Consider the following 26,828-nt stretch of genomic DNA (forward strand, 5'->3'; position numbering starts at 1 on the left):
TACAAAACAGCCGTTTTTGGTATTAGATTTCTGTTAAGATTATTGGTTCACCGCGTGTTACGACAACGGTATGTTCACATTGTGCAACAAGACTTTTATCAGGTGTAACGAATGTCCAACCGTCGTCACCACGCTCAATAATATGATCAGCCTTCATAGAGATGAACGGTTCTACAGCGATAACAAGACCGTCTTTTAGAAGCGCATTATCCATTGGATCATAGTAGCTTAAAATGTGATTTGGTGCTTCATGTAAGCTAAGACCAATGCCGTGACCAGTTAAGTTTTGAATAACATTGTACCCACTTTTATGTGCGAAGTTTGAAACAGCACGACCAATTTGATTTTGTTTTGAGCCAGCTTTAACCTTTTTCATTGCTGTCCAAAATGCATCAACCGCTGCTTGGCAAAGTTTTTCTTTTTCCTCGTCTTCTCCAAGTACAAATGAAATACCTGTATCTGCATAATAGCCATCAAGTGCAGCAGATACATCGACGTTTACTAAGTCGCCTTCTTTTAATACACGATCTCCTGGAATACCATGAGCAACTTCTTCATTTACACTAATGCAAGTTACACCTGGAAAATCATATTCTTTTTCAGGTGCAGAAATAGCACCATGCTCATCTAATACTTTTTTACCGATCAAATCAAGCTCTTTCGTTGTCATACCTGGCTTCGCTTGTTTTTTCATTTCTTCACGTGCAAGCGCAACGATGCGGCCGATTTTTCGTAAGCCTTCTAAATCTTGTTCATTACGAATAATCATGAAAACCACTGTCCTTCCTCGAATATATATCTTATCCGATTGTATCATGTTTATTTTCGTCCTGCTACTCGCTTGCGGTATGCGGGTTGATTCCTCTCATAAAGAATACATGACAATTGTCATATCGATGTCATGACGCATCATACTGTTTCCTAAGTTTTCCAAGTAATACAATGTAAATATAAGAAACAGCGGGGGTGGAGAGATGGAAAAGATTATTGAAGTAAATGGTGTTTCTAAAACATTTAAACATAAAAGCGCAGTAAATAATGTTTCATTTCATGTAAATAAAGGGGAAATAGTAGCGTTACTTGGTCCGAATGGTGCGGGAAAAACAACGACGATGTCGATGATGCTTGGATTAAAGGATCCAACAGAAGGTAAGGTCTTTATATTTGGAAAGAGTCCAAAGCATAGGGATGTTCGTAATAGCTTCGGTGCGATGCTGCAAGAAGTAAGTGTCATTGATAGTATTACGGTGGAAGAGGCAATTGAGTTATTCCGTAGTTATTATACGAATCCTATAGCGAAAGAAACGTTACTGCAGTTATCAAATTTAGAATCAGAGCGAAAGCAAAGATGTGAGAGATTATCAGGTGGGCAAAAAAGAAGATTAAACTTTGCGCTTGCACTTGCGGGAAATCCGGATTTGTTATTTTTAGATGAGCCGACAGTCGGAATGGATATTACGTCTCGAAGAACGTTTTGGGAAACGATTCGAAAGTTAGCAAGTGAAGGGAAAACGATTATTTTAACGACGCATTATTTAGAAGAAGCAGATGCTTTAGCAAATCGTATCTTATTATTTGCGAACGGAAAGATTATCGCAGATGGTACACCAGACGAAATGAAAGCAACGATTTCGAGAAAAACAATCACATTTTATTCGAAGGAAAGCATTCCTACAAAATTACTAAAGGAATTACCAAATGTAACAGAAGTAAAGTCAAACGAAGGACGCTTCATTTTAACAACGGAGGATACGGATGAAACTTTAAAAGCCATTTATCAAAGGAGTTTACCTGTAACAGATGTTTCAGTTGAACGTGGAAGCCTTGATGAGGCATTTGAACGGTTTGTCGCAAATCAGAAGGAGGAAATCGCATGAGAGCGTTATGGATGCAGTGCAAAATAGAAATTTTACGTACATTCCGCAATAAATTATTTATCTTTTTCTCATTATTAATGCCTGTTATGTTTTACTACATTTTTACAAATGTTGTTCAAGTACCACAAAACGGAGATGCGTGGAAAGCACATTATTTAATTTCGATGGCAACTTTCAGTATTGTAGGGACTGCACTCTTTAGTTTCGGTGTGAGACTTTCTCAGGAAAGAGGGCAAGGATGGACACATCTTCTAAAAATTACACCGCTTCCAGAGGGAGCATATTTAACAGCAAAAATTATCGCTCAAACAGTAGTAAATGCTTTTTCAATATTAGTTATCTTTATTGCAGGGATACTAATTAATCATGTTGAGTTAACGGTAGGGCAATGGATTGGTGCGGGGTTATGGTTATTGTTAGGGGTAACACCATTTTTAGCGTTAGGAACAGTAATAGGTTCCATTAAGAAGGCGGACGCAGCTGCTGGCTTAGCAAATATTTTAAATATGAGTTTAGCTATAGTTGGCGGGTTGTGGATGCCGATTGAAGTATTCCCAAAAATATTAAGAACGATTGGTGAATGGACACCGACATACCATTTCGGAAGTGGTGCGTGGGATATTGTAGCTGGAAAATCAATTGGATGGGAAAATATCGCGGTATTAGGAGGTTATTTCCTTATATTTGTTGTAGTATCAATATATATAAGAAAAAGACAGGAAGCGGTATAAATGATAGAGAAGAAGAGGGTTGAGATTTTTCCGAAACATATGGGATTCTTTCCATACATGTGGTTTGTTTATCTATTATTTCCAATTTATCACTTAGCACAAGCATCAGGATGGAAGCTTGTGCTAGGAAGCGGTATGTTGATACTTTTTATTATTACATACCGTCAGCTATATTTTGTTCAGAGGACGTTTGTTTTTTGGGCATGCATTCAAATGATACTCATCTTTTTATTTGCTTTATTTTATAATCCTTTTATGATATTTTTTGGCTTTTTCACAGCAAGTGCGATGGGATTTGCGCCAAATAAGAAAGTATTTCGAGTGCTTTTATGTTCGTTAGTTATAATGCTTGGAGCATTTTTAGTTGTAAATATGAATCAATTAACAACTACAAGTTTAGTAAATATCGTTCCGATGTTTATTTTAATGCTTCTTACGCCATTTGGTATGCGTAATTTTAATCAGAAAAAGATGTTAAGAAATCAATTAGATGAGGCGAACGAGCAAATTAAAGACTTAGTAAAACGTGAAGAACGGCAGCGGATTGCAAGAGATCTTCATGACACATTAGGACATACGCTATCTCTTATTACTTTAAAAAGCCAGCTCGTTGAGAAGTTAATTTTGAAAAATCCAGAGCGTGCAAGTGCGGAAGCGAAGGAAATTACACAAACGTCTCGTACAGCCTTAAAACAGCTGAGGGAATTAATTTCTGATATGCGTATGATTACGGTAGAAGAAGAGCTAGAGCAAATAAAAGCGATCTTACAAGCAGCTAATATTGAATTAGAAGTGAGGCAAGAAGCAAGGTCGAGCTCGTTATCACCAATTGAACAAAATATTGTCGGGATGTGTTTACGTGAGGCCGTTACAAATGTTGTAAAACATAGTAAGGCAACGCGGTGCGCAGTTTCTGTATTAGAATCGCAAGGTGAGCTGATTTTACAAGTAGAAGATAACGGAATCGGTTTAACAGATCAAAATCATGATGGAAATGGTATTCGCGGCATGAAAGAACGAATTGCTCTTATTGATGGATTTGTTGAACTAGGTACAATCAATCCAGGGACGTTGTTAACAGTAAAAGTTCCAGTTGTTATTAGAACAGGAAAAGATGAGGTGAGGGCATGATCCGAATTATTATTGCAGAAGATCAGCGGATGCTTCGTGGTGCGTTAGGGGCCCTGCTTGATCTAGAAGATGATATCGAAGTAATTGGGCAAGCTGCGAACGGGGAAGCGGCGTTACAATTAATTGAATCGTTAAAGCCAGATGTAAGTATTATGGATATTGAAATGCCGATTCAAAGTGGATTGGATGTCGCTGAGGCTTTAAAGAAAGAAAAATCATCATGCAAAGTAATGATTTTAACAACATTTGCAAGACCTGGTTATTTTGAACGAGCAATGAAAGCTGGTGTGCACGGATATTTGTTAAAAGATAGCCCAAGTGAAGATTTAGCAGCAGCAATTCGTAATGTAATGAAGGGGAAACGAGAGGTCTCCCAAGATTTAATGTTCGGCCTATGGCAGGAGCAAAATCCGTTGTCAGATCGCGAAAAGGAAGTATTGTTGCTTGCGAAAGAAGGAAAGACGGCAAACGAAATTGCGAAGGCGCTTTATCTTTCGCCGGGTACAGTACGTAATTATATTTCTGAAGTATTAGCGAAGCTTGATGCGAAAAATAGAATTGAAGCAATTACAATTGCGGAAGAAAAGGGATGGATATGAAAAGAAGTTTACCTATGATTGGTAAACTTCTTTTTTATTATTGTACCGCTATTACTTTATTTATTTTTTGTAACGGTTTGTAACCGTGTGCTTCAAATGCCTTTGCAAATTCATTTGATACGGCAGTTCCATATAAATCTTTTGCAGCTTGTACGATATGAGATTGAAGTGATTCAAAGTCTTCAGCGGAAGTTGCATAATTTTGCAATGTACGCATAACAACTTTACTTACTTTTTCATTTCCTTGTTTTTGAACAGCAACACCGTTATATGTTTTACCTTCAGCTAATTGATATAATACGTGACTGATAATACCAGAATTCACGTGTGATTCTTGATTATTACCATCGTTATAGAAATCTTGTAAATTTGTATATAGTTTATGACCGCCGTCACCAATTTCCCTTGGGATATCACGAATTGTTAGGCCACCTAATGTATCGCCCATAATCCAGTTTCCTTTATCTTTCTTTACGTAATATTCGATTTGTGTACCCCAGAAATCCGCTAATCCCTCGTTTAGTGCAGATGTTTCAGCGCTTGGATATCTCACGACTTTATTTTTCGTTGTGCCACTGAATACAGCATGTCCAAATTCATGAGCTGTTACATCAAGAGCTGATGTTAGTTTTCCGTCTAAACCATCACCAAATACCATTTGGTTCCAAGCGGGATGCCAAAATGCATTTACATAGTCTTCTTTTACACCATCACTAACTTCAGTAGAATCAAAACCGTGTACACTAGCAACAACTTTTGAATCTTTATTGTCGTAACTTTTTAGATTATGTTCTTTCTTAAAGTAATCGTAAATATCACTCATGTTCTTCATAGCGCCCGCGGCTTCTTTATCTGCAAAATTAGGAGTACTACTTGAAATTAGTGTCCCTGGATAACCAGCTTGACTATATCCCCCGAGGGAATCGGCGTAGTTTGCATTATAAATATAAATACCATTTCCGCGTGATAAATCCGCTAAATAAAATTTTCCATCAGTTCCTTTGGCAATATTGAAATAGATGTTTTCTTGAAGTGCATTTTTCCCAGTTCCTTGCTCACTTGCGGGGGATAATCTAGGTGATGTTACTTGATTTATAGTCTTATTCTCTTTGTTTTTAATGAATTTTTCTTGGAAAAGTACTTCGCCAGTTTTTAAATCAACTATAGCATTGCCGTTTATAATTTGTTCATTGTTTTCATAAGTAAATGTAATAACAGTTGCGAATGTATAATAGCCATCTTTTTTCTTATAAACAACGGTTTCGCTAGAGAATTCTGTCTCAACTGCATCACTTGGAATTTGAACTATATCGCGTAATTTAGATTTTACTTCATTTTTCGACAAAAAATTTGTTATAGTAAGATTAGGTTGTTGATTTAAATTTTGAACAACTTTACCACTAACAGTTGTGATTACTCCATTTTTATCTACTTTTACAATGAGATCTTGGCCATATACTTTATAGTTTTTATATGTTTGTGCAAGGCGAACTTCGGTTTGATTTTCTTTGGTTTCTTTATTTGTAGGTTGGAAATCTACATTTTTTTCAGTAGTGACTTGTTCTTGTTGAGCTTTCGCCCCATTTACCTCACCTTTTAAATACTTTTTAGCAATATTTTCTTTCGTATCATTTTGAGGTTGTGTTAATTTACCGATTGTTAAACCAGGCTGAGCAATTTCAACTTTGACTGCACCTTTGTCTAATTCTTGAGCATGAATAGCTTCTGTTGATAAAGGGCAAAGAAGACCGAATGTAACGAAAGCACTAGCAAGTTTTCTATAATTCATCTATAACACTCCTAATCTATTATTGTATGTGAGATGAATTGTATGAAAAATTTGCCGAATTTTATATATATTATGCATTATTTCATATCAAAAATTGTCGAATTCACATTATTGTAGTGGTATGACAACTCAAAAAATTAGATTGTTCTAATGGGATGGTGAGTAAGTATGCACGCAGAAAAATTAGGAAGTGAAATTAAGAAAATTAGGGTGATGAGAGGATTAACACAGAAACAGTTATCCGAGAACATATGTCATCAATCGGAAGTAAGTCGAATTGAATCGGGCGCGGTATACCCAAGTATGGATATATTGCAAGGTATCGCAGCAAAATTACAAGTTCCCATTATTCATTTTTATGAGGTACTTATTTATTCTGATATTGAAAGAAAAAAACAGTTTAAAGATCAAATCATTATGCTTTGTAAGCAAAAAAGATATAAAGAAATTTATAATAAAGTATGGAATGAGCTGAAAAAGGAAGAATATCATCCTGAATTTCAGCAGTTTCTTCAATGGCAATATCATGTAGCAGCTTACATATTAAAGAAAATCGATTACGAATATTGTATTTTAGAATTGAAAAAATTGTTAAATCAACAGTTAGCTGGAATAGACGTATACCAAAATCTTTATATAGAAAATGCGATTGCAAATATTTATGCTGAAAATAGCTATTTTAAGAAGAGTATTGAGTTATTTGAAGATATATTAAAACAATTAGATGTATTGCATGATAATGAAGAATTTGAAGTGAAGGTAAGATATAATCATGCAAAAGCATTATATTTAGATAATCAATATGAAGAGTCACTTTATCAAGTAAATAAAGCGATTGAAATATCATGCCGAATTAATAGTATGGCATTAATTGGACAGCTATATTATCAAAGAGGTGAATGCCTAGGGAAGTTGGAGTACGATGAGGCAGAGGTTGAAGATGCATATAAAAAGGCAAGTTTCTTTTTTGATATATTAGAAATGCATGCATATAAAGAAGCGCTCGTAAATAAAATCAGTAGATAAATATCCTAAAAAATGGGTATGCATAATTGCATATAATAGGGATAAATTTTCATGATATATTAAAATAAAAAATGTGGGTGATGGAATATGAAGAAATTACTTATTGGTAGTTTATTAACGTTAGCGATGGCATGGGGTATTTCATTAGGCGATACGGCATTAGAGAAAAGCCATATAATTTCTCATAACGATCAAGAGGTACAATTAGCTAAAGATTTACCTTTTGAATATTAAAAAACAACCGTCTTACTTAGGCGGTTGTTTTTTTATGGAGTAACATCCAAACGTCTTTACTAGAAACAGGTTTGCTAATAAAGAATCCTTGAATGTGATCACAATTTTGTTTATGTAAAAATTCCCATTCTTCTGCTGTTTCTACACCTTCTGCAATCACTTTTAAATTTAGTTCTTTTGATAGTGTAATAATGGAAGAGACAATTGCTTCTTCTAAAGGACTAGTTGTAATTCCACAAATAAACTCTCGAGCGATTTTTAATGTGTTGATTGGGTATTTTGTTAAATAAGCTAAAGAACTATAACCAGTTCCAAAGTCGTCGATTGAAATTTGAATACCGAGATTTTGAAGTTGTTCTAGTTTTGCAACTACAGATTGATTTTGATTAATTGCGATGCTTTCCGTAATTTCAATATCTAGTGCTTCTGGTTTCAGTTCTGTTTCTTCCAACACCTTTGAAATAGTTGGGATTAAATCTGCATGGTTAAATTGAACAACAGATAAATTTACACCAACTTTTAAGTGAGAAAAACCTTGATTATGCCATCTTTTTGCCTCTAAGCAGGCAGTACGTAAAATCCAATTGCCAAGTTCAATAATAAAACCAGTTTCCTCTGCTAGAGGGATAAATTGGGCAGGAGATACGATACCGAGTTTTGGATGCTTCCAACGTATTAATGCTTCAAAACCGATAATTTGTTTTGTTTTTGTGCTTACTTGTGGCTGGTATTCAAGGAAAAATTCATTTTGTTGTAATGCTTTTGAAAGTTCACCTTCTAAGAATTGAATTTCATTTTGAGCGATACTCATTTCTTTTGAGAAGAAAACAAATCTGTTTTTTCCATTTGCTTTCGCACGGTACATAGCCATATCAGCATTTTTCATTAACTCATTTACATTAGTTCCATAATCAGGGTACATCGCAATTCCGATACTTGGTGTAATAGAGAGTTCTTCGCCTTGAATGAAGAATGGTTTGTTTAAAATAGTTAAAATCTGTTCAGCTATAAAAATTGCACTTTTTTCTGAGTACATTTCTGGTAATAGAATTGTAAACTCATCTCCACCTTGGCGAGCGACGATATCTTTTGAACGCAAGCAACCGCGTAATCTTTTTGCTACTTCAATTAATAATAAATCTCCGACGTCATGACCAAGTCTATCGTTAATTTTTTTAAATCGATCTAAATCAAGGAATATGACGGCAACATCATTTGCGTTAGTTTGGGCTGTATTTAAAATGGCTTTTAAATCTTTTTCGAACTTTCGGCGATTTGGTAATCCAGTAAGTGCATCGTGAAAGGCTAAATGCTCTACTTGTTTTTGTTTTTCATATAAAGTTGTAATATCACGCGCTATCCCAAACATTCCGACCACTTCTTTGTTTATAAAAGTAGGGATAAGTGTAATATGAAGATAATAATAATAGCCTTCTTGTTCTTTTGTACGAACTTCTAACGTTTGTGGCCTACCTTCCTTTGTAATTTGTAAAGCCTTCTTTAGTAGTTCGTGGTCTTTTGAATCAATGAAGTGTACCAGAGAATAGCTTCCTACTTCACAATAATAGGCAGTAAATAAGCTTTCGCATGCCTTATTAGATTGTTGAAAAATGCCATTCATATTTAAAGAGAAAACGGCATCGGGATGATCTTCGAATAAAGACTTATAGCGTTGTTCACTTTTTGATAATGCAAATGCACCTTCTTCAACTTCGTCCTCTAGTTGTGTAGTCAACTGTTCATATGTAAGGATTAGTGCTTGATTATCTTTCCACATGTAAAGTTGCCGCAAGAATAACAAAATAAGTGATAATACGAGACCAATTAACATAAATTTATCATCCCAAGGTTGAATGATAATAAAGGAAAAAGTAATAATTATACTAAAATAAGGTAGTATAAAACGTACATAATCGAATCGATAATATTTTGCTTTCGTTTCATGTTGCATTGGTTTATCCAAGATATATAGTATGGAAGAAAGTCCAATTAATAAAATAGAAGCAGTGTGTATTAAATAATTAAATTCAGGAGAAGTTTTCATCCCAAAATTTAATTGAAACAGATGAATGTAACCGTATACGAGTATAATAGTGAAACCGATAATTAATGCGATTCTACTAGAAGAATATTGTTCTCTTCTATAAAGACTAATAACGGCGTAAATTACTAATGATTGTGCAATAAAATAGCCAATTAAAATCCAAGTTTCCTTTGTTAACATACGGAAGCTTGAAAGGTCCAAGATAAAAGTTAAAGTGAAATAAATGTTCATAATAACAATAAAGATGCTATCGAATGAAAATTGAGCAAGACCCTTAATAGAGTAAATTTTTATAAACTTTATAGCAAATCCAACAAAGAGTAAAACATATTGTATGATAAAAAAAGGTAATGCTTTATATGAGAATATAACTTGCTCATGAATGGAAAGTGAATGAAGGAATAAAGTTATCTCCATAGCTAACCCGCATAGACAAGTACATAATAATAAAATCCAAAATAATTTATCACCGTGTGTCATTTTTCTAATCGCTTTACATAAGCAATAGCAAGAAAAAAGTGCAGCGAAACAGAATAAGAAAAGAATCCCGGTTTCTTTTATATTCAACTCATTTGGTATAAGGAATATCCAAAGAGCAAATATAAATATGTATATTATGACAGATTGTATATACTTTTTTTGATTAATCATATTATGACTCCGTTTCAATAAAGTTGAATCTCGGGGAGAAAATGCTAATTTAAATAATAGCATATAAAATAGAATGTTTTTTACTATAAAAATTACTTTTTTGAAAAAATGGTGCAAAGTTACAATTTACCACTGTAACTTTGCACCACCTATTCTTTTCATTCCTCTTATAGCAGAAAGTTCGTCTATTAATTGGAATAGTGCTAAGTCTTTTTGTTTACTTTCAATCATAATATCGAAATTATGATTGTTTTTTTTCGCAATGTGTAAGAAGGGCTTAATAAACTCTAAATCGATATATTCAGCATGGGCCCTAAATTCTTTTTCCGATCTCGGGGAGGAAATGTGAACTTTAGGAGAAATATTTGTATGTGACCAAGTTTCAAAAATTGCAGGAAGCAACTCTTCTAGTGGTTCTTCGCAAAGATTGGCCATATGATGATGATAATCAAATACAAATGGAATATTTTCTTTTTGGCAAATTGATAAAGTTTCAGCAGTTGTATATGTTTTATCATCGTTTTCAAGAGTCATTTGTTTTTTTATATGTGTAGGAAGTTTTTTTATGTTTTCATGGAAGCGCTCAATTGCCTTTTCTTTATTTCCATAGGCTCCACCTACATGAATATTAATGTAAGAAGAATCTGCAATGCCTATAGCATCTAATATTTTATAATGATAAGTCATATCCGTAATAGCGTTAGTAGTAATATGTGGCTTGTCGCTTGTAAATAGCGTAAATTGATTTGGATGAAAACTTATTCGTAAATTGTGTTCTTTAATTAAAGCCCCTATTTTACGCCAAAGTGGTGTGAATACCCCAATATAGTCAAACTCGACTTCGGGATGTGTTGCAAGTGGGACGATGGAAGATGATAGGCGATATAGTGGGATTTCATGTGCTATATTGTAATGAAGGATACGTATTGTGTGCTCTAAATTTTGCCTTATAACATGGTACAGTTTGTCTTCTCGTTCTTGCTTGCTGAGTTTCTTAAAGCTTGTAAACGTCATTGTTTTGGCAGGAGAACAGTCCCAGAGTGCCATTGCATGTGAGACATATCCAAGCCGTATAATCATATGAGATACCCCCTTTTATTCATTGTTTTTCCTATAAAAAGAAAGCAAGCATTGTTCCAATCCATTCCTTTCCTCTATCGATAAGAGAAGGCGGGTTTACATCACTATAGGAAAGTACGGATGCATTCTCTAGATCTTCATGGAATTTATTTTTTACTGTTTGAATGAAATGTTTATTATATAACAGGCAGTTTATTTCATGGTTAATATATAAACTTCTCATATCAAAGTTTGCCGTTCCGATATCACAAATATCATCGTCCACTATAATAATTTTGGCGTGAAAAAATCCTTGTTGAAATGCATAAATATTGCAACCAGCCTGTATTAATTTTCGGCAGTACGGGAATTTTGCTTCTCGAACGAGAGGGTGATCAGCTTTTTCTGGAACAAGAATTGTGATTTGAACCCCTCTTTCTCTTGCTTTTAATAAGGCATTCATAATTTTTTTTCCAGGAATGAAATATGGTGTACCGATACAGATTTCTTTTTTTGCCCCGTTAATTAAATGTAAAAAAGTATGTTGTAAATAAGCACCATCAGTCGGAATAAATTGATGCAGGATGGTACCTGGGTTTTGTTTTGGAAAATAAAGAGAAGCATCCAATAAATTCTGTTTCGTATCATCAAACCAGTCATGCAAAAATTGCTTTTGTAAATCTTGAATCCCTTCTCCTGTAAGACGTAAATGATAGTCTCGCCATAATCCTAAATATTCATTATGCCCTAGATACTCTTCGCCGATATTAAATCCCCCGATATAGCCGGTTTTCCCATCAATCACTGTAATTTTCCTATGATTTCTTTGATTAGCAGAAAAGAAAGGCAGAGGAAATTTTACCTTATGACAAAATGAAAAAGATATACCATGTTTTTGCAGGGAGCGAATAGCTTCGTTTGATAAAGAATGGCTGCCAAATCGATCAAGTAAAAGTCGTACTTCAATTCCTTCCTGAGCCTTATCAATCAGCAATTTTAAAAATTCACGACTGATTTTATCGTTTTTTACAATGAAGAATAAAATATGAATGTGATGCTGTGCTTGTTTTATATCAGTAAATAAAGCGTCATATAAATCTTTCCCGTATGTATAAAGGTGAAAATCACTTTGACGTAAAGGGAAAGTGCGAGGGCTTACTCGTTTTAAATGAAGAAGTCGCCCGTATGAAAGGTCAATTGTAATCCAAAGAGCAACGGATATTAACAAAAGAGATAAGTAGAGCATCAGTGAATTCCCTCCTTCGCATTCTTTTCACCTTCAGTGTGTTACAAATGATACGGGTAGCATGGCTCTTATTATAAATTTTATTAGAGGATAGTATGTTGCACTGATTAAAGTTTCACTTTATCCCGCTTTAACGGGCAGTAAGCCATTCAACTCAAAACTGTTGAATAAGTAGAAGTTAGTTTGGAAATCAACTGCCCGTAAAAGCCCGATTGGTTCAACTAATAATCAGCGGGGGATGAACCGCCCCTACTGATTAAAGTTTCACTTTATCCCGCTTTAACGGGCAGTAAGCCATTCAACTCAAAACTGTTGAATAAGTAGAAGTTAGTTTGGAAATCAACTGCCCGTAAAAGCCCGATTGGTTCAACTAATAATCAGCGGGGGGATGAACCACCCCTACTGATTAAAGTTTCACTTTATAGTTTCACCGAAATAAACAGCTTTATGAAAAAATGTGTTGTTCTATAACAAAAAACTGTTGACTGAATGCTCACTCATTATATAATGGGGATAGGGGATATAATTCAGAAAATTATATATTTTTGAAGATTCAAAAAAGAAAGAGGGCTTACAAAGAGAGGGGTAGCATAAAAATGAATAGCTTACTGATCATTAATTGGCTGGCTGCCATTGCTGTTATTGCTTATGCAGGATATTTGTTTGTATATCTTATACGGACGAGAATGGCCTACATACAATTAGGGAAAAAAATTGAATTTGACCGTCGTTTTAAAGAGCGTTGGGATCTCCTTAAGGTCAATGTTTTCGGTCAGAAAAAGCTGCTGAAAGATAAGAAAAGCGGCATCATTCACGTTATGTTCTTTTACGGATTTATTCTTGTCCAATTTGGAGCAATTGACTTCGTTTGGAAAGGACTCGCACCAGGATCACATCTTCCACTTGGACCACTATACCCTGCATTTACATTCTTCCAGGAAATTGTCACACTTGTTATTTTAATTGCAGTATTTTGGGCTTTTCATAGACGTTATGTAGAAAAGCTTGTTCGTTTAAAACGTAACTTCAAATCAGGTCTTGTTCTTATCTTTATCGGTGGCTTAATGATTTCTGTGCTACTTGGTAACGGTATGGGAATTATATGGCATGGCGAGGAGCTTTCATGGAGTGAACCAATTGCTTCTGCAATCGCTTACGTTTTTAGCGGGATAAATGAAACCGTAGCCATTTCAGTGTTCTATTTTTCTTGGTGGGTGCATTTACTAATTTTGTTAACGTTTTTAGTGTATGTTCCACAATCAAAACATGCGCATTTAATTGCGGGACCAGCTAATGTATTCTTCGGTCGTCTTTCAAACCCAGGGAAGCTTGAAAAGATTGATTTTGAAGATGAAACGCAAGAAACATTTGGTGTTGGTAAAATTGAAGACTTTAGACAAAATCAACTTATTGACTTATACGCTTGTGTAGAGTGTGGCCGTTGTACAAATATGTGTCCGGCAACAGGAACAGGAAAAATGTTATCGCCGATGGACTTAATTTTAAAACTTCGCGATCATTTAACTGATAAAGGAGCTGCGGTAACATCAAAAGCACCGTGGGTTCCAGTAGTTGCCTTCAATAACACACAAGGAAATCAGTTAGCGATGATGGCAGCTGGAAAAGGACAACAAGAATCAGCGTCTACAACACTCGCTTACGATCCGAGTTTAATCGGAGATGTTATTACAGAAGAAGAGATTTGGGCATGTACAACGTGTCGTAACTGTGAAGATCAATGCCCAGTTATGAATGAGCATGTTGACAAAATTATTGATTTACGTCGATATCTCGTTTTAACAGAAGGAAAAATGGACGCGGAAGCACAACGCGCGATGACAAATATCGAGCGTCAAGGAAATCCGTGGGGGCTGAACCGTAAAGAGCGTGAAACATGGCGCCAAGGTGATGACGAAGTAACAGTTCCAACTGTAAAAGAAAAATCAAAAGCTGGGGAGGAATTCGAGTATTTATTCTGGGTTGGTTCAATGGGATCATACGACAATCGTAGTCAGAAGATTGCGATATCGTTTGCGAAGTTAATGAACGAAGCAGGCATTTCATTCGCAATTCTCGGTAATAAAGAAAAGAATTCTGGAGATACACCACGCCGCCTCGGAAATGAATTTGTATTCCAAGAGATGGCGACAAAGAATATCGAAGAATTTGAAAAGGCAGGAGTGAAGAAAATCGTTACGATTGATCCTCATGCTTATAACACATTTAAAAATGAGTATCCGGACTTTGGCTTGCAAGCAGAAGTCTATCATCATACAGAATTGTTAGCTCAGTGGGTGAAAGAAGGGCGCTTAAAGCCTGTTCACGCTATTGAAGAAACAGTTACGTACCATGATTCCTGTTATTTAGGAAGATACAACGAAGTGTACGAAGCGCCACGTGACATTTTGAAAGCGATTCCTGGAGTGAATCTTGTAGAAATGGCACGTAACCGTGAAACGGGAATGTGCTGTGGCGCAGGTGGTGGTTTAATGTGGATGGAAGAAACAACAGGTTCTCGTATTAACGTTGCTCGTACAGAACAAGCATTAGCTGTACAGCCATCCATTATCGGTACAGGTTGTCCATATTGCTTAACGATGATCAGTGATGGAACGAAAGCGAAAGAGGTAGAAGAGAAAGTTCAAACTCTTGATGTGACAGAGATTTTAGAACGATCTGTTATCGGACAGAAAAAAGAAGCGATGTAGTTTGTAAGAATGTATACAACTTTAGAAAGAGGTGCAATGATTGCACCTCTTCTCAACGTAGGGATACCGAGCGAGCGCTCAGTGTTAAAAAATGAAATGGGGGAAAGAAACATGAGTAAAACAGTTATTTTAAGTGCTGCAAGAACACCAGTTGGAAAATTTGGAGGATCTTTAAAAGATGTAAAAGCGACGGAACTTGGAGGAATTGCAATTAAAGCAGCGCTTGAAAGAGCAAATGTTGCGGCTAGTGATGTTGAAGAAGTTATATTTGGAACGGTTATTCAAGGTGGGCAGGGACAAATTCCATCGCGCCAAGCTGCGAGGGCTGCTGGAATCCCTTGGGAAGTGCAGACGGAAACAGTGAATAAAGTTTGTGCATCAGGGCTTCGTGCGGTTACGTTAGCGGATCAGATTATTCGTACTGGCGATCAATCACTGATTGTAGCTGGCGGTATGGAGTCGATGAGTAACAGTCCTTACATTTTACGTGGAGCAAGATGGGGATACAGAATGGGCAACAACGAAGTTATTGATTTAAACGTTGCTGACGGTTTAACATGCGCATTTTCAGGTACACACATGGGCGTTTATGGCGGAGAAGTTGCAAAGGAAGATGGAATTTCTCGCGAAGCGCAAGATGAATGGGCATATCGTAGCCATCAGCGTGCGGTTTCAGCGCATAAAGAAGGGCGTTTTGAAGAGGAAATCGTACCAGTAACGATTCCGCAAAGAAAAGGCGATCCTATTGTCGTTGCAAAGGATGAGGCGCCACGTGAAGATACAACGATTGAAAAGTTAGCAAAGTTAAAACCTGTATTTGATAAGACAGCGACGGTGACAGCTGGTAATGCGCCAGGACTAAACGATGGTGGTGCCGCACTTGTATTAATGAGCGAAGACAGAGCGAAGCAAGAAGGAAGAAAGCCATTAGCGACAATTTTGGCGCATACAGCAATTGCAGTGGAATCTAAAGATTTCCCAAGAACGCCAGGTTATGCAATTAACGCATTGCTTGAAAAAACAGGCAAGACAATTGAAGACATCGATTTATTCGAGATTAATGAAGCATTTGCAGCGGTAGCAATCGCAAGTACAGAAATCGCAGGAATTGATCCAGAAAAATTGAATGTAAATGGCGGCGCAGTGGCGATGGGACATCCGATTGGAGCAAGCGGAGCGCGCATTATCGTTACACTAATCCATGCACTTAAGCAGCGCGGCGGCGGAATTGGAATTGCTTCGATTTGTAGCGGTGGCGGTCAAGGGGACGCAGTGATGATTGAAGTTCACTAATTAAAGTTCGAGGGTATAAAATTTATTAACAATTAAGGGGGAAGAAAAAATGGGTGTACAAAACATTGTTGTAATTGGTGCAGGGCAAATGGGATCAGGAATTGCACAAGTATGTGCAATGGCAGGATATGACGTGAAGGTACAAGATTTAAAACAAGAGCAATTAGATAGAGGATTGGCTATCATTACGAAAAACCTAGCGCGCCAAGTAGAAAAAGGACGCATGAAGGAAGAAGAGAAGGAAGCGACATTAAATCGTCTTACAGTAACGCTTGATTTAGATTGTGTGAAAGAAGCGGATCTTATTATTGAAGCAGCTGTTGAGAAAATGGATATTAAAAAGAAAATCTTTGCGAATCTAGATGAAATTGCTCCAGAACACGCAATTTTAGCGACGAATACGTCATCTCTGCCAATTACAGAAATTGCAGCGGTAACGAAGCGTCCGGAAAAAGTAATCGGTATGCACTTTATGAATCCAGTTCCAGTTATGAAGCTTGTTGAGATTATTCGTGGTTTGGCTACCGATGATGCGGTATATGAAGCAATTGAAGATATTACGAAAAAAATTGGGAAAGTACCAGTTGAAGTGAATGATTTCCCAGGTTTTGTATCAAACCGCATTTTGCTACCGATGATTAACGAAGCGATTTATACGTTATATGAAGGTGTAGCGACGAAAGAAGCAATTGATGAAGTCATGAAGCTTGGTATGAACCATCCGATGGGGCCTTTGACACTCGCTGATTTTATCGGTTTAGATACGTGTTTATACATTATGGAAGTTTTGCATGAAGGATTAGGAGATAGTAAATATCGCCCATGTCCGTTATTACGTAAGTATGTGAATGCAGGATGGTTAGGGCGTAAAACAGGCCGTGGATTCTACGTTTACGAATAAATGCCCCCTTTGTTACAACATAGTGGTCTTACCAAATTATTTAAAGGATATATAGCAAATGGAGGCGGAATATATGAACTTTCGTTTTAATGAAGAGCAGCAAATGATGAGGAAAATGGTTCGGGACTTTGCACAGAAGGAAATAGCTCCCTTTGTTCCTAGCATGGAACAAGGGGTGTTCCCGAAAGAGATTTTGCAAAAGATGGGTGAGCTTGGATTAATGGGTATTCCAGCGCCTGCAAAATACGGCGGGGCAGAAATGGACTTTATTTCTTACATTCTAGCAATTGAGGAAATCTCAAAGGTCAGTGCAACAGTTGGTGTAATTTTAGCTGTACATACGTCAGTTGGAATGAATCCGATTTTATATTTCGGAACAGAAGAACAGAAGAAAAAATATGTTTCTAAACTTGCAACCGGGGAATATTTAGGCGCATTTGCTTTAACAGAGCCAAATGCAGGATCAGATGCAGGGAGTTTGAAATCAAGAGCTGTGAAAAAAGGTGATCATTATATTATTAATGGATCGAAAGTGTTTATTACAAATGGTGGTGAAGCAAGTACATACATTGTATTCGCTTCTACAAATCCAGAGGCAGGAAAAAGTGGTATTTCTGCATTTATAGTAGAGAAAGATACACCTGGTTTAATCATCGGAAAAGATGAACATAAGATGGGACTTCTCGGTTCTCGTACAGTACAACTTACTTTTGAAGATATGAAAGTGCCAGCTGAGAATTTACTTGGGGAAGAAGGACAAGGATTCAAGGTGGCGATGGCGAATTTAGATGTTGGGCGAATTGGAATCGGTGCACAGGCGTTAGGAATTGCTGAAGCGGCGCTTGCATGTGCGATTGATTATGCAAAAGAACGAGAACAATTCGGGAAGCCCATTGCGGCGCAGCAAGGGATTGGCTTCAAGCTTGCAGATATGGCAACAAGTGTCGAGGCAGCAAGGTTACTCGTATATAGAGCGGCATCTCTTAGGGCACAAGGATTACCATGCGGTAAAGAAGCATCTATTGCGAAATTATTTGCTTCTAAGACAGCGGTTGAAGTCGCGATTGAGGCGGTGCAAGTATTTGGTGGTTACGGTTATACGAAAGACTATCCAGTAGAACGATTTTTCCGTGATGCGAAAATCGCGCAAATATATGAAGGAACAAGTGAAATACAGAAACTTGTTATTAGCCGTGCTTTATAAAAGGGCGAGGGGGAGACGGAGATGCATTTTAAACTATCAGAAGAACATGAAATGATAAGAAAAATGGTTCGAGATTTTGCTAAAAATGAAGTGGCACCAACAGCAGCTGAGCGTGATGAGGAAGAGCGATTTGATCGAGAATTATTTGATCAAATGGCAGAGCTTGGTTTAACTGGTATTCCATGGCCTGAAGAGTACGGCGGAATTGGAAGCGATTACTTAGCGTACGTAATCGCTATTGAAGAATTATCTCGCGTTTGTGCTTCAACAGGCGTAACACTGTCCGCGCATACTTCACTTGCGGGATGGCCAATTTTTAAATTTGGGACGGAAGAGCAAAAGCAAAAGTTTTTACGACCGATGGCTGAAGGGAAGAAAATTGGTGCATACGGCTTAACGGAGCCAGGATCTGGATCGGATGCTGGTGGAATGAAGACAATTGCAAAGAGAGATGGAGACCATTATATTTTAAATGGATCAAAAATTTTCATTACAAATGGCGGTATTGCTGATATTTATGTTGTTTTTGCGCTAACTGATCCTGAATCGAAGCAGCGTGGTACGAGTGCATTTATTGTAGAAAGTGATACACCGGGATTTTCAGTTGGGAAGAAGGAGAGCAAGCTAGGGATTCGCTCTTCACCAACGACTGAAATTATGTTTGAAGATTGCCGTATTCCTGTAGAGAATCTACTTGGAGAAGAGGGGCAAGGGTTTAAAGTTGCGATGCAAACATTAGATGGAGGTCGTAACGGTATTGCGGCGCAAGCTGTTGGTATTGCACAAGGGGCTTTAGATGCTTCTGTAGAATATGCAAGGGAGCGCCATCAATTTGGAAAACCAATTGCGGCGCAGCAAGGGATTGGCTTTAAACTTGCAGATATGGCAACAGATGTAGAAGCGGCACGCCTTTTAACATATCAAGCGGCTTGGCTTGAATCAGAAGGGCTTCCGTATGGAAAAGAATCAGCGATGTCAAAAGTATTTGCAGGGGATACAGCTATGAAGGTGACGACTGAAGCGGTGCAAGTATTTGGTGGTTACGGCTATACGAAAGATTATCCAGTAGAGCGTTATATGAGAGATGCAAAGATTACACAAATATATGAAGGAACACAAGAGATTCAGAGGCTTGTAATTTCTCGTATGTTAACGAAGTAGGAACGAAAGCGTAGGTATTTTCCTACGCTTTTTCCTTCCAAAAAATAATAGAGAGAGGTGAAGGGAATGGTTAAACATAATGTACATGCATCGGTGAAAGATGAAAAATTAGTTGCGTTAAGACGTGAACAAATGATTAAAGGTGCGGTGCAACTGTTTAAACAAAAAGGATTTCCGCGTACAACAACGAGAGAAATTGCAAAAGCGGCTGGATTTAGTATAGGGACACTTTATGAGTACATTCGTACAAAAGACGATGTTTTATATTTAGTTTGTGATAGTATATATGAACATGTAAAAGAACGATTAGAGGAAGTAGTGTGTACAGAAAAAGGGAGTGTAGAAAGTTTAAAGATAGCAATAACGAATTACTTTAAAGTGATGGACGAATTGCAGGAAGAAGTATTGATAATGTATCAAGAGGTACGCTTTTTACCGAAAGAATCACTTCCGTATGTATTAGAAAAGGAGTTTCAAATGGTAGGAATGTTCGAGGATATTTTAGAACAGTGTACGGAAAATGGAACATTTACATTAAATAAAAAAGAAATACAGCTTCTTGCCCATAATATTTTTATACAAGGGCAGATGTGGGGATTTAGACGCTGGGCGTTGCAAAAACTGTATACGCTCGAAGAATATACAGAAATGCAAATTAGGTATGTATTGCAAGGGGCCCATATGCTTCCGAAATAAGGAACAGACAAATTATAATTTTACTACCCTATAAAAGTTTCCCGTTTTTTTTGTAGCATATTTGTGCGACTTTTGTTTATAATGAATAGTATGGATTTTTTTAAGCAGGCCGTTATATATAAGGTTATATTTGATGAAAGGAAGTGCCGCATAAGTGGATTTTAAGCAATATTCACCAGAAGAGCTAAAAGAATGTTCAATGATTGAAGTTGTACATAGCGTTTTAGGGGATAAAAAACAAGCAACGACATTCAACGAGTTGGTTCAAGAAATCGCTCAAGTGCTGGGACTATCTCAAGAGCAAGTTAATGCGAAAATCGCACAATTTTATACAGACTTAAACATCGATGGACGTTTCATTAATTTAGGAGAAAATCGTTGGGGACTACGCAGCTGGTACCCATACGAGCAAATTGATGAAGAAATCTTGCCTCAACCAAAACCGAAGAAGAAACGTAAAGTTGAAGAAGACGGTTTTGATGACTACATTGAAGAAGATGAAGATGACTTCGACGATGCAGACGTAAGTGAAGATGAAGACGATGTAGAAGATTTGGACAAGGTTCTTGAAGAAGAAGACGGAGATGACGACGATCTTGATGATTTAGACGAAGATGACGATGACTTCGCTGAAGAAGAACTTGAGTATGATGAAACTGAAGAAGAAGAAGAGGAAGAACTGTAGTTCTTGACTTTTCATTATCGTCCATGTAGAATCATTTTTGGGCTCTTTAAAAAAGGACGATAATACTTTTAAAGTGTAAATATAAAAGAAAATTGCTCCCTACTTATTACTTTTTGTGATGAGGGGAGCAATTTTCTTTTTTGTTTTTTGTTTAGAAAATAAAAAGAGTCTAACAATAAGATGGATACAGTGTTATCTACATACGTTGCGCTTTGCAACGGTGATTATATAACAGCAAAATAGAAGGGAGCTTTTTCATGACTAAGTATATTTTTGTAACAGGCGGTGTAGTATCGTCTTTAGGAAAAGGTATTACAGCAGCATCTCTTGGAAGACTTTTAAAAAATCGTGGTTTAAACGTAACGATTCAAAAGTTTGATCCATACATTAACGTAGACCCAGGGACTATGAGCCCATATCAACACGGTGAGGTATTCGTAACAGATGATGGCGCAGAAACTGACTTAGACCTTGGTCACTATGAGCGTTTTATCGACATTAACTTAAACAAATACAGCAACGTAACAACAGGTAAAATTTACTCTTCAGTTCTTCAAAAAGAGCGTCGCGGTGAATATTTAGGAGGAACAGTTCAAGTTATTCCTCACATTACTAACGAAATTAAAGAACGCGTATATCGTTCTGGTCGTGAAACAAATGCGGATGTTGTTATTACAGAAATCGGTGGGACTGTTGGTGACATCGAATCTCTACCATTCTTAGAAGCAATCCGTCAAATTAAGAGCGACATCGGTCGTGACAATGTAATGTACATTCACTGTACGTTAATCCCGTACTTAAAAGCAGCGGGTGAAATGAAGACAAAACCAACACAACATAGTGTTAAAGAACTTCGTAGCTTAGGTATTCAACCAAACATTATCGTTGTTCGTACAGAAATGCCTGTTTCTCAAGATATGAAAGACAAGCTTGCATTGTTCTGTGACATCGATACAAAAGCAGTTATCGAAGCTCGCGATGCAGATACTTTATATGCGGTTCCATTATCTCTTCAAGAACAAAACATGGACCAAATCGTTTGTGACCACTTAAAATTAGACAATCCAGCTGCAGATATGACAGAGTGGACTGCTCTAGTTAACAAAGTGCGTAATCTTTCTAAGAAAACAAAAATCGCTCTTGTTGGTAAATATGTAGAACTTCAAGATGCTTATATTTCTGTTGTAGAAGCACTTCGTCATGCTGGTTACTCATTCGACACAGATGTAGAAGTGAAATGGGTAAATGCTGAGCACGTAACAGCAGAAAACGTAAAAGAATTAGTTGGCGATACAGATGGTATCCTTGTACCAGGTGGCTTCGGTGATCGTGGTGTAGAAGGTAAAATCGTTGCGATTCAATATGCTCGTGAAAACAAAGTTCCATTCTTAGGAATTTGCTTAGGTATGCAACTTGCATCAATCGAATTCGCGCGTAATGTATTAGGTTTAGAAGGTGCTAACTCTTCTGAAATCAACCCTGACACACCATATGCAATCATCGACTTATTACCAGAACAAAAAGATGTAGAGGACCTAGGTGGTACACTTCGTCTTGGTCTATACCCATGTAAGCTTGCTGAAGAAACAAATGCTTACAATGCTTATAATGAGCCGGTTGTATATGAGCGTCATCGTCATCGTTATGAGTTCAACAACCAGTTCCGTCCGGATATGGAAAAAGAAGGATTTGTATTCTCTGGTACAAGCCCAGACGGCCGTCTAGTTGAAATCATTGAATTAAAAGACCACCCTTGGTTCGTGGCAGCACAGTTCCATCCAGAACTTGTTTCTCGTCCAAACCGTCCACAACCATTGTTCCATGACTTCGTAAGAGCTTCTATTACGAATAAAGAGAGCAAGTAATAAAAAAAGCGCCTGAAATAAGGCGCTTTTTTTTAATATTCGTTTAACATTTCATCGATTGTAAATTTGATTCCGTGATAAGCAAATAAAGCTACTATTAAACTTGGGAATCCGTAGCGATTACCTTCATCGTCTGGAATAAGACCTTTTAACAGTTTTATATCAATATGTACGTCTGTATATCGTTCGAGTGATTCCGTACCTTCTTGAAGAGCAGAAATGCCGACAATAGAGTGTCCCTCTTCTTGTAGTTTTTTTGCAATTTCTACAACCGCTTCATCTGTTGAAAAACGGCTAATAAGAAGTACACGATCCGCAGAGGTTACTTCTGCTTCTTTACCATTTTCAAATAAGCGTTTTGCTTGCTTCATTGGTTCAGCACCGAATAGTGCTTCGGCAATAACGCCCTCCATCTCATTTGTACCATATAAATAAATGAAACCATCGCCAACTAGTGCTTGAGCAAGTAAACGAGCGCTATCTTCTATATTCATTTCTTCTTTTTGAGAAACTCTGGAGAAATAACCACTTAATTGAGTTGAAAAAATTTTTAACATAATGTTACTCCCTTCGTACGTGTTTGCCGGCTTTCATTATAGTTTATTTTTTTAGAAAGGTGAAATCGTAGGGTAGCATAACAAAATAGGAAACGGTAAAATAAGAAAGAATAGGAAGGAATTTGCCAAAGAATAGCGAAAATAAATCGTTAAGATATAAGAAGCTTTAAATCTTGTACTTACACAGAAAGGTTGGGAATTATGGAAGGTAAAATTTTAATCGTTGATGATCAATATGGGATTCGTGTGTTATTACATGAAGTGTTCCAAAAAGAAGGTTATCAGACATTCCAAGCAGCAAATGGATTTCAAGCTTTAGATATCGTGAAAAAAGATAATCCAGATTTAGTAGTGTTAGATATGAAAATTCCAGGCATGGATGGTATAGAGATTTTAAAGCATGTAAAAGAAATTGATGAGAGTATTAAAGTAATTTTAATGACTGCTTATGGAGAACTTGATATGATCCAAGAAGCAAAAGATTTAGGAGCTTTAATGCATTTTGCTAAACCATTTGATATTGATGAAATTCGTCAAGCTGTGAGAAATGAGCTCGCTGTAGAGGCATAAAAATGAATTTTTTATAAAAAATATGGAAAAAAGCGTTTACATGGACTATTGTGCAGGTGAATACGGTTGAGTTTTTGAGTACAAGTTGTTATCCTATTGAGTGTAGAAAAAAGTCCGGTATGTAGATATACATATTTTACCTTATTCTGGTCATACTACCAGCGATAAGAACTTATCGGATACAAAAAACGTTTTTTAGGAGGATTCACCATGCCTTTAGTTTCTATGAAAGAAATGCTAAACAAAGCACTAGAAGGAAAATACGCAGTTGGTCAATTCAACATGAACAACTTAGAGTGGACTCAAGCTATCTTAGCTGCTGCGGAAGAAGAAAAATCTCCTGTAATCCTAGGTGTATCTGAGGGTGCAGCTCGTCATATGACTGGTTTCAAAACAGTTGTAGCTATGGTTAAAGCTTTAATCGAAGAAATGAACATCACTGTTCCTGTAGCGATTCACCTTGACCATGGTTCAAGCTTCGAAAAATGTAAAGAAGCAATCGATGCAGGTTTCACATCTGTAATGATTGACGCTTCTCACCACCCATTCGAAGAAAACGTTGAAACTACTAAACAAGTAGTAGAATACGCACACGCTCGTAACGTATCTGTTGAAGCTGAGCTTGGAACAGTTGGCGGACAAGAAGACGACGTAATCGCTGAAGGCGTAATTTACGCTGACCCAGCAGAGTGTAAGCACCTTGTTGAAGCAACAGGTATCGATTGCCTAGCTCCAGCTTTAGGTTCTGTACACGGTCCTTACAAAGGTGAGCCTAACTTAGGATTCGCTGAAATGGAACAAGTTCGTGACTTCACTGGCGTACCTTTAGTATTACATGGTGGTACTGGTATCCCAACTGCTGATATCGAAAAAGCTATCTCTTTAGGTACTTCAAAAATCAACGTAAACACTGAGAACCAAATCGAGTTTACAAAAGCTGTTCGTGAAGTATTAAACAAAGACCAAGAAGTTTACGATCCTCGTAAATTTATCGGACCTGGCCGCGACGCTATCAAAGCAACTGTTATTGGTAAAATTCGCGAATTCGGTTCTAACGGTAAAGCGTAAGAATAAAATTCCGTTTTGGAAACCGTCTAGTCTTTTAGACGGTTTCCTTTCGTTGTATAATGAAAGCGTGAACAAGTCTAAAGATTTTATCATTTTTGGTTTTTAAATAGAAAATAATGTGCATAGTCCTATTAATAAATGTGATAACGTATCTAAATTGATAAAGTGAATTCGATGAATAGTTGATCTTTATCTATTCGTGCTATAGGAGAAATGAAGATAATGGTTTCCTATTTATTGAGTTTTGGGATGGAAAGAGTAATTGAGATTCTTAAGGGGAGCTTTCTATAAAAAGATAGAAAGTAAATACATTCACAAGAAGGGAGCTCAATATGGAAAAATTGCTAATTGAAGGCGGAAGAGCTTTAAATGGAACAATTCGAGTAAGTGGTGCAAAGAACAGTGCCGTTGCATTAATTCCAGCGACAATTTTAGCAGATACTCCAGTAACTATTGGTGGTGTCCCTAATATTTCGGACGTGAAAATGTTAGGAGACTTACTAGAGGAAATTGGAGGGAAAGTAACTTATGGACAGGAGGAGGAGATGGTAGTCGATCCTTCTAACATGGTTGCAATGCCTTTGCCAAATGGAAAAGTGAAAAAATTGCGCGCTTCTTATTATTTAATGGGTGCGATGCTTGGCCGTTTTAAAAAAGCTGTTATTGGGCTTCCGGGTGGATGTCATTTAGGACCGAGGCCGATTGATCAGCATATTAAAGGGTTTGAAGCGCTAGGTGCACATGTTACGAATGAACAAGGTGCCATCTATTTAAGAGCAGATGAGCTACGTGGGGCACGTATTTATTTAGATGTTGTTAGTGTAGGAGCTACGATTAATATTATGCTAGCAGCTGTACGAGCGAAAGGTAGAACTGTTATTGAAAATGCAGCGAAAGAGCCCGAGATCATTGATGTAGCTACATTGTTAACAAGCATGGGAGCACGTATTAAAGGTGCTGGTACAGATGTAATCCGAATAGATGGTGTGGACTCTTTACATGGTTGTCACCATACTATCATCCCAGATCGTATTGAAGCTGGTACGTATATGATTCTAGGAGCTGCATCAGGAGGAGAAGTAACGGTTGATAATGTTATTCCTCAGCATTTAGAATCAGTTACTGCAAAGCTAAGAGAAGCTGGTGTTCAAGTTGAAACGAACGATGATCAAATTACGGTGAACGGTAATAGAAAGCTAAAAGTAGTTGATATCAAAACGCTTGTATATCCAGGTTTTCCAACGGATTTACAACAGCCGTTTACGACGCTTTTAACAAAGGCGCACGGGACGGGAGTTGTAACAGATACAATTTACGGTGCCCGTTTCAAGCACATTGATGAATTACGTCGTATGAATGCTCAAATTAAAGTAGAGGGTCGTTCGGCAATTGTAACTGGTCCTGTGTTACTGCAAGGTGCAAAAGTGAAGGCGAGTGATTTACGAGCGGGAGCGGCACTTGTTATTGCAGGGTTAATGGCAGATGGAATTACAGAAGTAACAGGACTTGAGCATATTGATCGAGGTTATGAGAATATAGTGGACAAGCTTAAAGGGCTTGGAGCAAACATTTGGCGAGAACAAATGACAAAGCAAGAAATTGAAGAGATGAAGAACGCATAAGTGATACTTCCGCAAGGGGGAAGCGAAGCATCACTACTTGCGGAAGTACACTTTATAGAAAAACACGGTTCACAAAATACGGCAGAAATATAAAGGCTTAAAGGAGAGGGA

Annotated in this window: 23 protein-coding genes; 17 read left to right on the forward strand and 6 right to left on the reverse strand. The window is 37.1% G+C overall.

Annotated elements, in window-relative coordinates:
- Window positions 1-22: 22 nt before the first annotated feature.
- Complete coding sequence (map, locus tag CGQ22_RS09180) at window positions 23-817, reverse strand: type I methionyl aminopeptidase (protein ID WP_139032807.1); 795 nt, start codon at window positions 815-817, stop codon at window positions 23-25.
- Between the two features lie 157 nt (window positions 818-974).
- Here map and CGQ22_RS09185 point away from each other — a divergent pair, with 157 nt between their 5' ends.
- Genes CGQ22_RS09185 through CGQ22_RS09200 form a run of 4 tightly spaced genes read left to right on the forward strand, consistent with a single transcriptional unit; the run spans window position 975 to window position 4,338 of the window.
- Window positions 975-1,877: an ABC transporter ATP-binding protein gene (locus tag CGQ22_RS09185; protein ID WP_089148596.1), complete on the forward strand. Its 903-nt coding sequence runs from the start codon at window positions 975-977 to the stop codon at window positions 1,875-1,877.
- Window positions 1,874-2,608, forward strand: coding sequence for an ABC transporter permease (locus CGQ22_RS09190; protein ID WP_001202431.1), 735 nt, complete (start codon window positions 1,874-1,876; stop codon window positions 2,606-2,608). The genes CGQ22_RS09185 and CGQ22_RS09190 overlap by 4 nt, the downstream gene beginning before the upstream one ends.
- Complete coding sequence (locus CGQ22_RS09195; RefSeq protein ID WP_000570638.1) at window positions 2,609-3,739, forward strand: sensor histidine kinase; 1,131 nt, start codon at window positions 2,609-2,611, stop codon at window positions 3,737-3,739.
- Window positions 3,736-4,338 carry a response regulator transcription factor gene (locus CGQ22_RS09200; protein ID WP_000619235.1) on the forward strand — a complete coding sequence of 201 codons (603 nt, stop codon included), beginning with the start codon at window positions 3,736-3,738 and terminating at the stop codon, window positions 4,336-4,338. Before CGQ22_RS09195 ends, CGQ22_RS09200 begins: the two co-directional genes overlap by 4 nt.
- Window positions 4,339-4,375: 37 nt before the next feature.
- Here CGQ22_RS09200 and CGQ22_RS09205 read toward each other — a convergent pair whose 3' ends face one another.
- Window positions 4,376-6,127 carry a M4 family metallopeptidase gene (locus CGQ22_RS09205; protein ID WP_001109502.1) on the reverse strand — a complete coding sequence of 584 codons (1,752 nt, stop codon included), beginning with the start codon at window positions 6,125-6,127 and terminating at the stop codon, window positions 4,376-4,378.
- Window positions 6,128-6,295: 168 nt separating this feature from the next.
- Between CGQ22_RS09205 and plcR the strand changes: the two genes are divergently transcribed.
- Complete coding sequence (gene plcR / locus CGQ22_RS09210; RefSeq protein ID WP_000542919.1) at window positions 6,296-7,153, forward strand: transcriptional regulator PlcR; 858 nt, start codon at window positions 6,296-6,298, stop codon at window positions 7,151-7,153.
- An 87-nt stretch (window positions 7,154-7,240) separates the two neighbouring features.
- Entirely contained in the window at window positions 7,241-7,387 is a 147-nt protein-coding gene (locus CGQ22_RS09215) for a quorum-sensing peptide PapR (RefSeq protein WP_000734730.1), read from the forward strand.
- A gap of 16 nt (window positions 7,388-7,403) precedes the next feature.
- Here CGQ22_RS09215 and CGQ22_RS09220 read toward each other — a convergent pair whose 3' ends face one another.
- The 3 genes from CGQ22_RS09220 to cls form a co-directional block, all read right to left on the reverse strand.
- Complete coding sequence (locus tag CGQ22_RS09220) at window positions 7,404-10,082, reverse strand: DUF4084 domain-containing protein (RefSeq protein WP_061884796.1); 2,679 nt, start codon at window positions 10,080-10,082, stop codon at window positions 7,404-7,406.
- Between the two features lie 126 nt (window positions 10,083-10,208).
- A complete protein-coding gene (gene uvsE / locus CGQ22_RS09225) occupies window positions 10,209-11,162 on the reverse strand; it encodes a UV DNA damage repair endonuclease UvsE (protein ID WP_089148597.1) in 954 nt (317 codons plus the stop codon).
- 31 nt (window positions 11,163-11,193) lie between these two features.
- The gene (cls, locus tag CGQ22_RS09230) at window positions 11,194-12,387 is read right to left on the reverse strand and encodes a cardiolipin synthase (RefSeq protein WP_061884795.1); all 1,194 of its coding nucleotides are present in this window, start codon (window positions 12,385-12,387) and stop codon (window positions 11,194-11,196) included.
- A 596-nt stretch (window positions 12,388-12,983) separates the two neighbouring features.
- Here cls and CGQ22_RS09235 point away from each other — a divergent pair.
- From CGQ22_RS09235 to pyrG, 8 genes are all read left to right on the forward strand, one after another.
- Window positions 12,984-15,095: a (Fe-S)-binding protein gene (locus CGQ22_RS09235; RefSeq protein ID WP_001086769.1), complete on the forward strand. Its 2,112-nt coding sequence runs from the start codon at window positions 12,984-12,986 to the stop codon at window positions 15,093-15,095.
- Window positions 15,096-15,104: 9 nt separating this feature from the next.
- Window positions 15,105-16,388: an acetyl-CoA C-acetyltransferase gene (locus CGQ22_RS09240; protein WP_002026635.1), complete on the forward strand. Its 1,284-nt coding sequence runs from the start codon at window positions 15,105-15,107 to the stop codon at window positions 16,386-16,388.
- Window positions 16,389-16,437: 49 nt separating this feature from the next.
- The gene (locus CGQ22_RS09245; RefSeq protein WP_000538874.1) at window positions 16,438-17,289 is read left to right on the forward strand and encodes a 3-hydroxybutyryl-CoA dehydrogenase; all 852 of its coding nucleotides are present in this window, start codon (window positions 16,438-16,440) and stop codon (window positions 17,287-17,289) included.
- Between the two features lie 73 nt (window positions 17,290-17,362).
- Window positions 17,363-18,493: an acyl-CoA dehydrogenase gene (locus tag CGQ22_RS09250; protein ID WP_089148598.1), complete on the forward strand. Its 1,131-nt coding sequence runs from the start codon at window positions 17,363-17,365 to the stop codon at window positions 18,491-18,493.
- A 21-nt stretch (window positions 18,494-18,514) separates the two neighbouring features.
- The gene (acdA, locus tag CGQ22_RS09255) at window positions 18,515-19,654 is read left to right on the forward strand and encodes an acyl-CoA dehydrogenase AcdA (RefSeq protein WP_000545543.1); all 1,140 of its coding nucleotides are present in this window, start codon (window positions 18,515-18,517) and stop codon (window positions 19,652-19,654) included.
- A gap of 66 nt (window positions 19,655-19,720) precedes the next feature.
- Window positions 19,721-20,350: a TetR/AcrR family transcriptional regulator gene (locus CGQ22_RS09260; protein ID WP_000238603.1), complete on the forward strand. Its 630-nt coding sequence runs from the start codon at window positions 19,721-19,723 to the stop codon at window positions 20,348-20,350.
- A gap of 154 nt (window positions 20,351-20,504) precedes the next feature.
- Window positions 20,505-21,035, forward strand: coding sequence for a DNA-directed RNA polymerase subunit delta (gene rpoE / locus CGQ22_RS09265; RefSeq protein WP_000346280.1), 531 nt, complete (start codon window positions 20,505-20,507; stop codon window positions 21,033-21,035).
- Between the two features lie 257 nt (window positions 21,036-21,292).
- Window positions 21,293-22,900: a CTP synthase gene (gene pyrG, locus CGQ22_RS09270; RefSeq protein WP_000170460.1), complete on the forward strand. Its 1,608-nt coding sequence runs from the start codon at window positions 21,293-21,295 to the stop codon at window positions 22,898-22,900.
- Window positions 22,901-22,932: 32 nt separating this feature from the next.
- On the opposite strand, the gene CGQ22_RS09275 is transcribed toward pyrG, so the two are convergent.
- Complete coding sequence (locus CGQ22_RS09275) at window positions 22,933-23,457, reverse strand: DUF2529 domain-containing protein (RefSeq protein WP_000912412.1); 525 nt, start codon at window positions 23,455-23,457, stop codon at window positions 22,933-22,935.
- 201 nt (window positions 23,458-23,658) lie between these two features.
- Between CGQ22_RS09275 and spo0F the strand changes: the two genes are divergently transcribed.
- From spo0F to murA, 3 genes are all read left to right on the forward strand, one after another.
- Window positions 23,659-24,027 carry a sporulation initiation phosphotransferase Spo0F gene (spo0F, locus tag CGQ22_RS09280; protein WP_000398594.1) on the forward strand — a complete coding sequence of 123 codons (369 nt, stop codon included), beginning with the start codon at window positions 23,659-23,661 and terminating at the stop codon, window positions 24,025-24,027.
- Between the two features lie 210 nt (window positions 24,028-24,237).
- Window positions 24,238-25,095 (forward strand): class II fructose-bisphosphate aldolase, encoded by an 858-nt coding sequence (locus CGQ22_RS09285; protein WP_001131855.1) that lies wholly within the window; start codon window positions 24,238-24,240, stop codon window positions 25,093-25,095.
- A gap of 332 nt (window positions 25,096-25,427) precedes the next feature.
- Window positions 25,428-26,717 carry a UDP-N-acetylglucosamine 1-carboxyvinyltransferase gene (gene murA / locus CGQ22_RS09290; protein ID WP_000413254.1) on the forward strand — a complete coding sequence of 430 codons (1,290 nt, stop codon included), beginning with the start codon at window positions 25,428-25,430 and terminating at the stop codon, window positions 26,715-26,717.
- The last annotated feature ends 111 nt before the right edge of the window (window positions 26,718-26,828 follow it).

The organism is Bacillus sp. M13(2017) (assembly GCF_002218325.1).
Taxonomy (GTDB): Bacteria; Bacillota; Bacilli; order Bacillales; family Bacillaceae_G; genus Bacillus_A; species Bacillus_A thuringiensis_K.

What these genes read in the sequence shown, in the direction of transcription:
- map (WP_139032807.1), bottom strand. Translation starts at nt 817, where the DNA reads ATGATACAATCGGATAAGATATATATTCGAGGAAGGACAGTGGTTTTC.
- CGQ22_RS09185 (WP_089148596.1), top strand. Translation starts at nt 975, where the DNA reads ATGGAAAAGATTATTGAAGTAAATGGTGTTTCTAAAACATTTAAACAT.
- CGQ22_RS09190 (WP_001202431.1), top strand. Translation starts at nt 1,874, where the DNA reads ATGAGAGCGTTATGGATGCAGTGCAAAATAGAAATTTTACGTACATTC.
- CGQ22_RS09195 (WP_000570638.1), top strand. Translation starts at nt 2,609, where the DNA reads ATGATAGAGAAGAAGAGGGTTGAGATTTTTCCGAAACATATGGGATTC.
- CGQ22_RS09200 (WP_000619235.1), top strand. Translation starts at nt 3,736, where the DNA reads ATGATCCGAATTATTATTGCAGAAGATCAGCGGATGCTTCGTGGTGCG.
- CGQ22_RS09205 (WP_001109502.1), bottom strand. Translation starts at nt 6,127, where the DNA reads ATGAATTATAGAAAACTTGCTAGTGCTTTCGTTACATTCGGTCTTCTT.
- plcR (WP_000542919.1), top strand. Translation starts at nt 6,296, where the DNA reads ATGCACGCAGAAAAATTAGGAAGTGAAATTAAGAAAATTAGGGTGATG.
- CGQ22_RS09215 (WP_000734730.1), top strand. Translation starts at nt 7,241, where the DNA reads ATGAAGAAATTACTTATTGGTAGTTTATTAACGTTAGCGATGGCATGG.
- CGQ22_RS09220 (WP_061884796.1), bottom strand. Translation starts at nt 10,082, where the DNA reads ATGATTAATCAAAAAAAGTATATACAATCTGTCATAATATACATATTT.
- uvsE (WP_089148597.1), bottom strand. Translation starts at nt 11,162, where the DNA reads ATGATTATACGGCTTGGATATGTCTCACATGCAATGGCACTCTGGGAC.
- cls (WP_061884795.1), bottom strand. Translation starts at nt 12,387, where the DNA reads ATGCTCTACTTATCTCTTTTGTTAATATCCGTTGCTCTTTGGATTACA.
- CGQ22_RS09235 (WP_001086769.1), top strand. Translation starts at nt 12,984, where the DNA reads ATGAATAGCTTACTGATCATTAATTGGCTGGCTGCCATTGCTGTTATT.
- CGQ22_RS09240 (WP_002026635.1), top strand. Translation starts at nt 15,105, where the DNA reads ATGTATACAACTTTAGAAAGAGGTGCAATGATTGCACCTCTTCTCAAC.
- CGQ22_RS09245 (WP_000538874.1), top strand. Translation starts at nt 16,438, where the DNA reads ATGGGTGTACAAAACATTGTTGTAATTGGTGCAGGGCAAATGGGATCA.
- CGQ22_RS09250 (WP_089148598.1), top strand. Translation starts at nt 17,363, where the DNA reads ATGAACTTTCGTTTTAATGAAGAGCAGCAAATGATGAGGAAAATGGTT.
- acdA (WP_000545543.1), top strand. Translation starts at nt 18,515, where the DNA reads ATGCATTTTAAACTATCAGAAGAACATGAAATGATAAGAAAAATGGTT.
- CGQ22_RS09260 (WP_000238603.1), top strand. Translation starts at nt 19,721, where the DNA reads ATGGTTAAACATAATGTACATGCATCGGTGAAAGATGAAAAATTAGTT.
- pyrG (WP_000170460.1), top strand. Translation starts at nt 21,293, where the DNA reads ATGACTAAGTATATTTTTGTAACAGGCGGTGTAGTATCGTCTTTAGGA.
- CGQ22_RS09275 (WP_000912412.1), bottom strand. Translation starts at nt 23,457, where the DNA reads ATGTTAAAAATTTTTTCAACTCAATTAAGTGGTTATTTCTCCAGAGTT.
- spo0F (WP_000398594.1), top strand. Translation starts at nt 23,659, where the DNA reads ATGGAAGGTAAAATTTTAATCGTTGATGATCAATATGGGATTCGTGTG.
- CGQ22_RS09285 (WP_001131855.1), top strand. Translation starts at nt 24,238, where the DNA reads ATGCCTTTAGTTTCTATGAAAGAAATGCTAAACAAAGCACTAGAAGGA.
- murA (WP_000413254.1), top strand. Translation starts at nt 25,428, where the DNA reads ATGGAAAAATTGCTAATTGAAGGCGGAAGAGCTTTAAATGGAACAATT.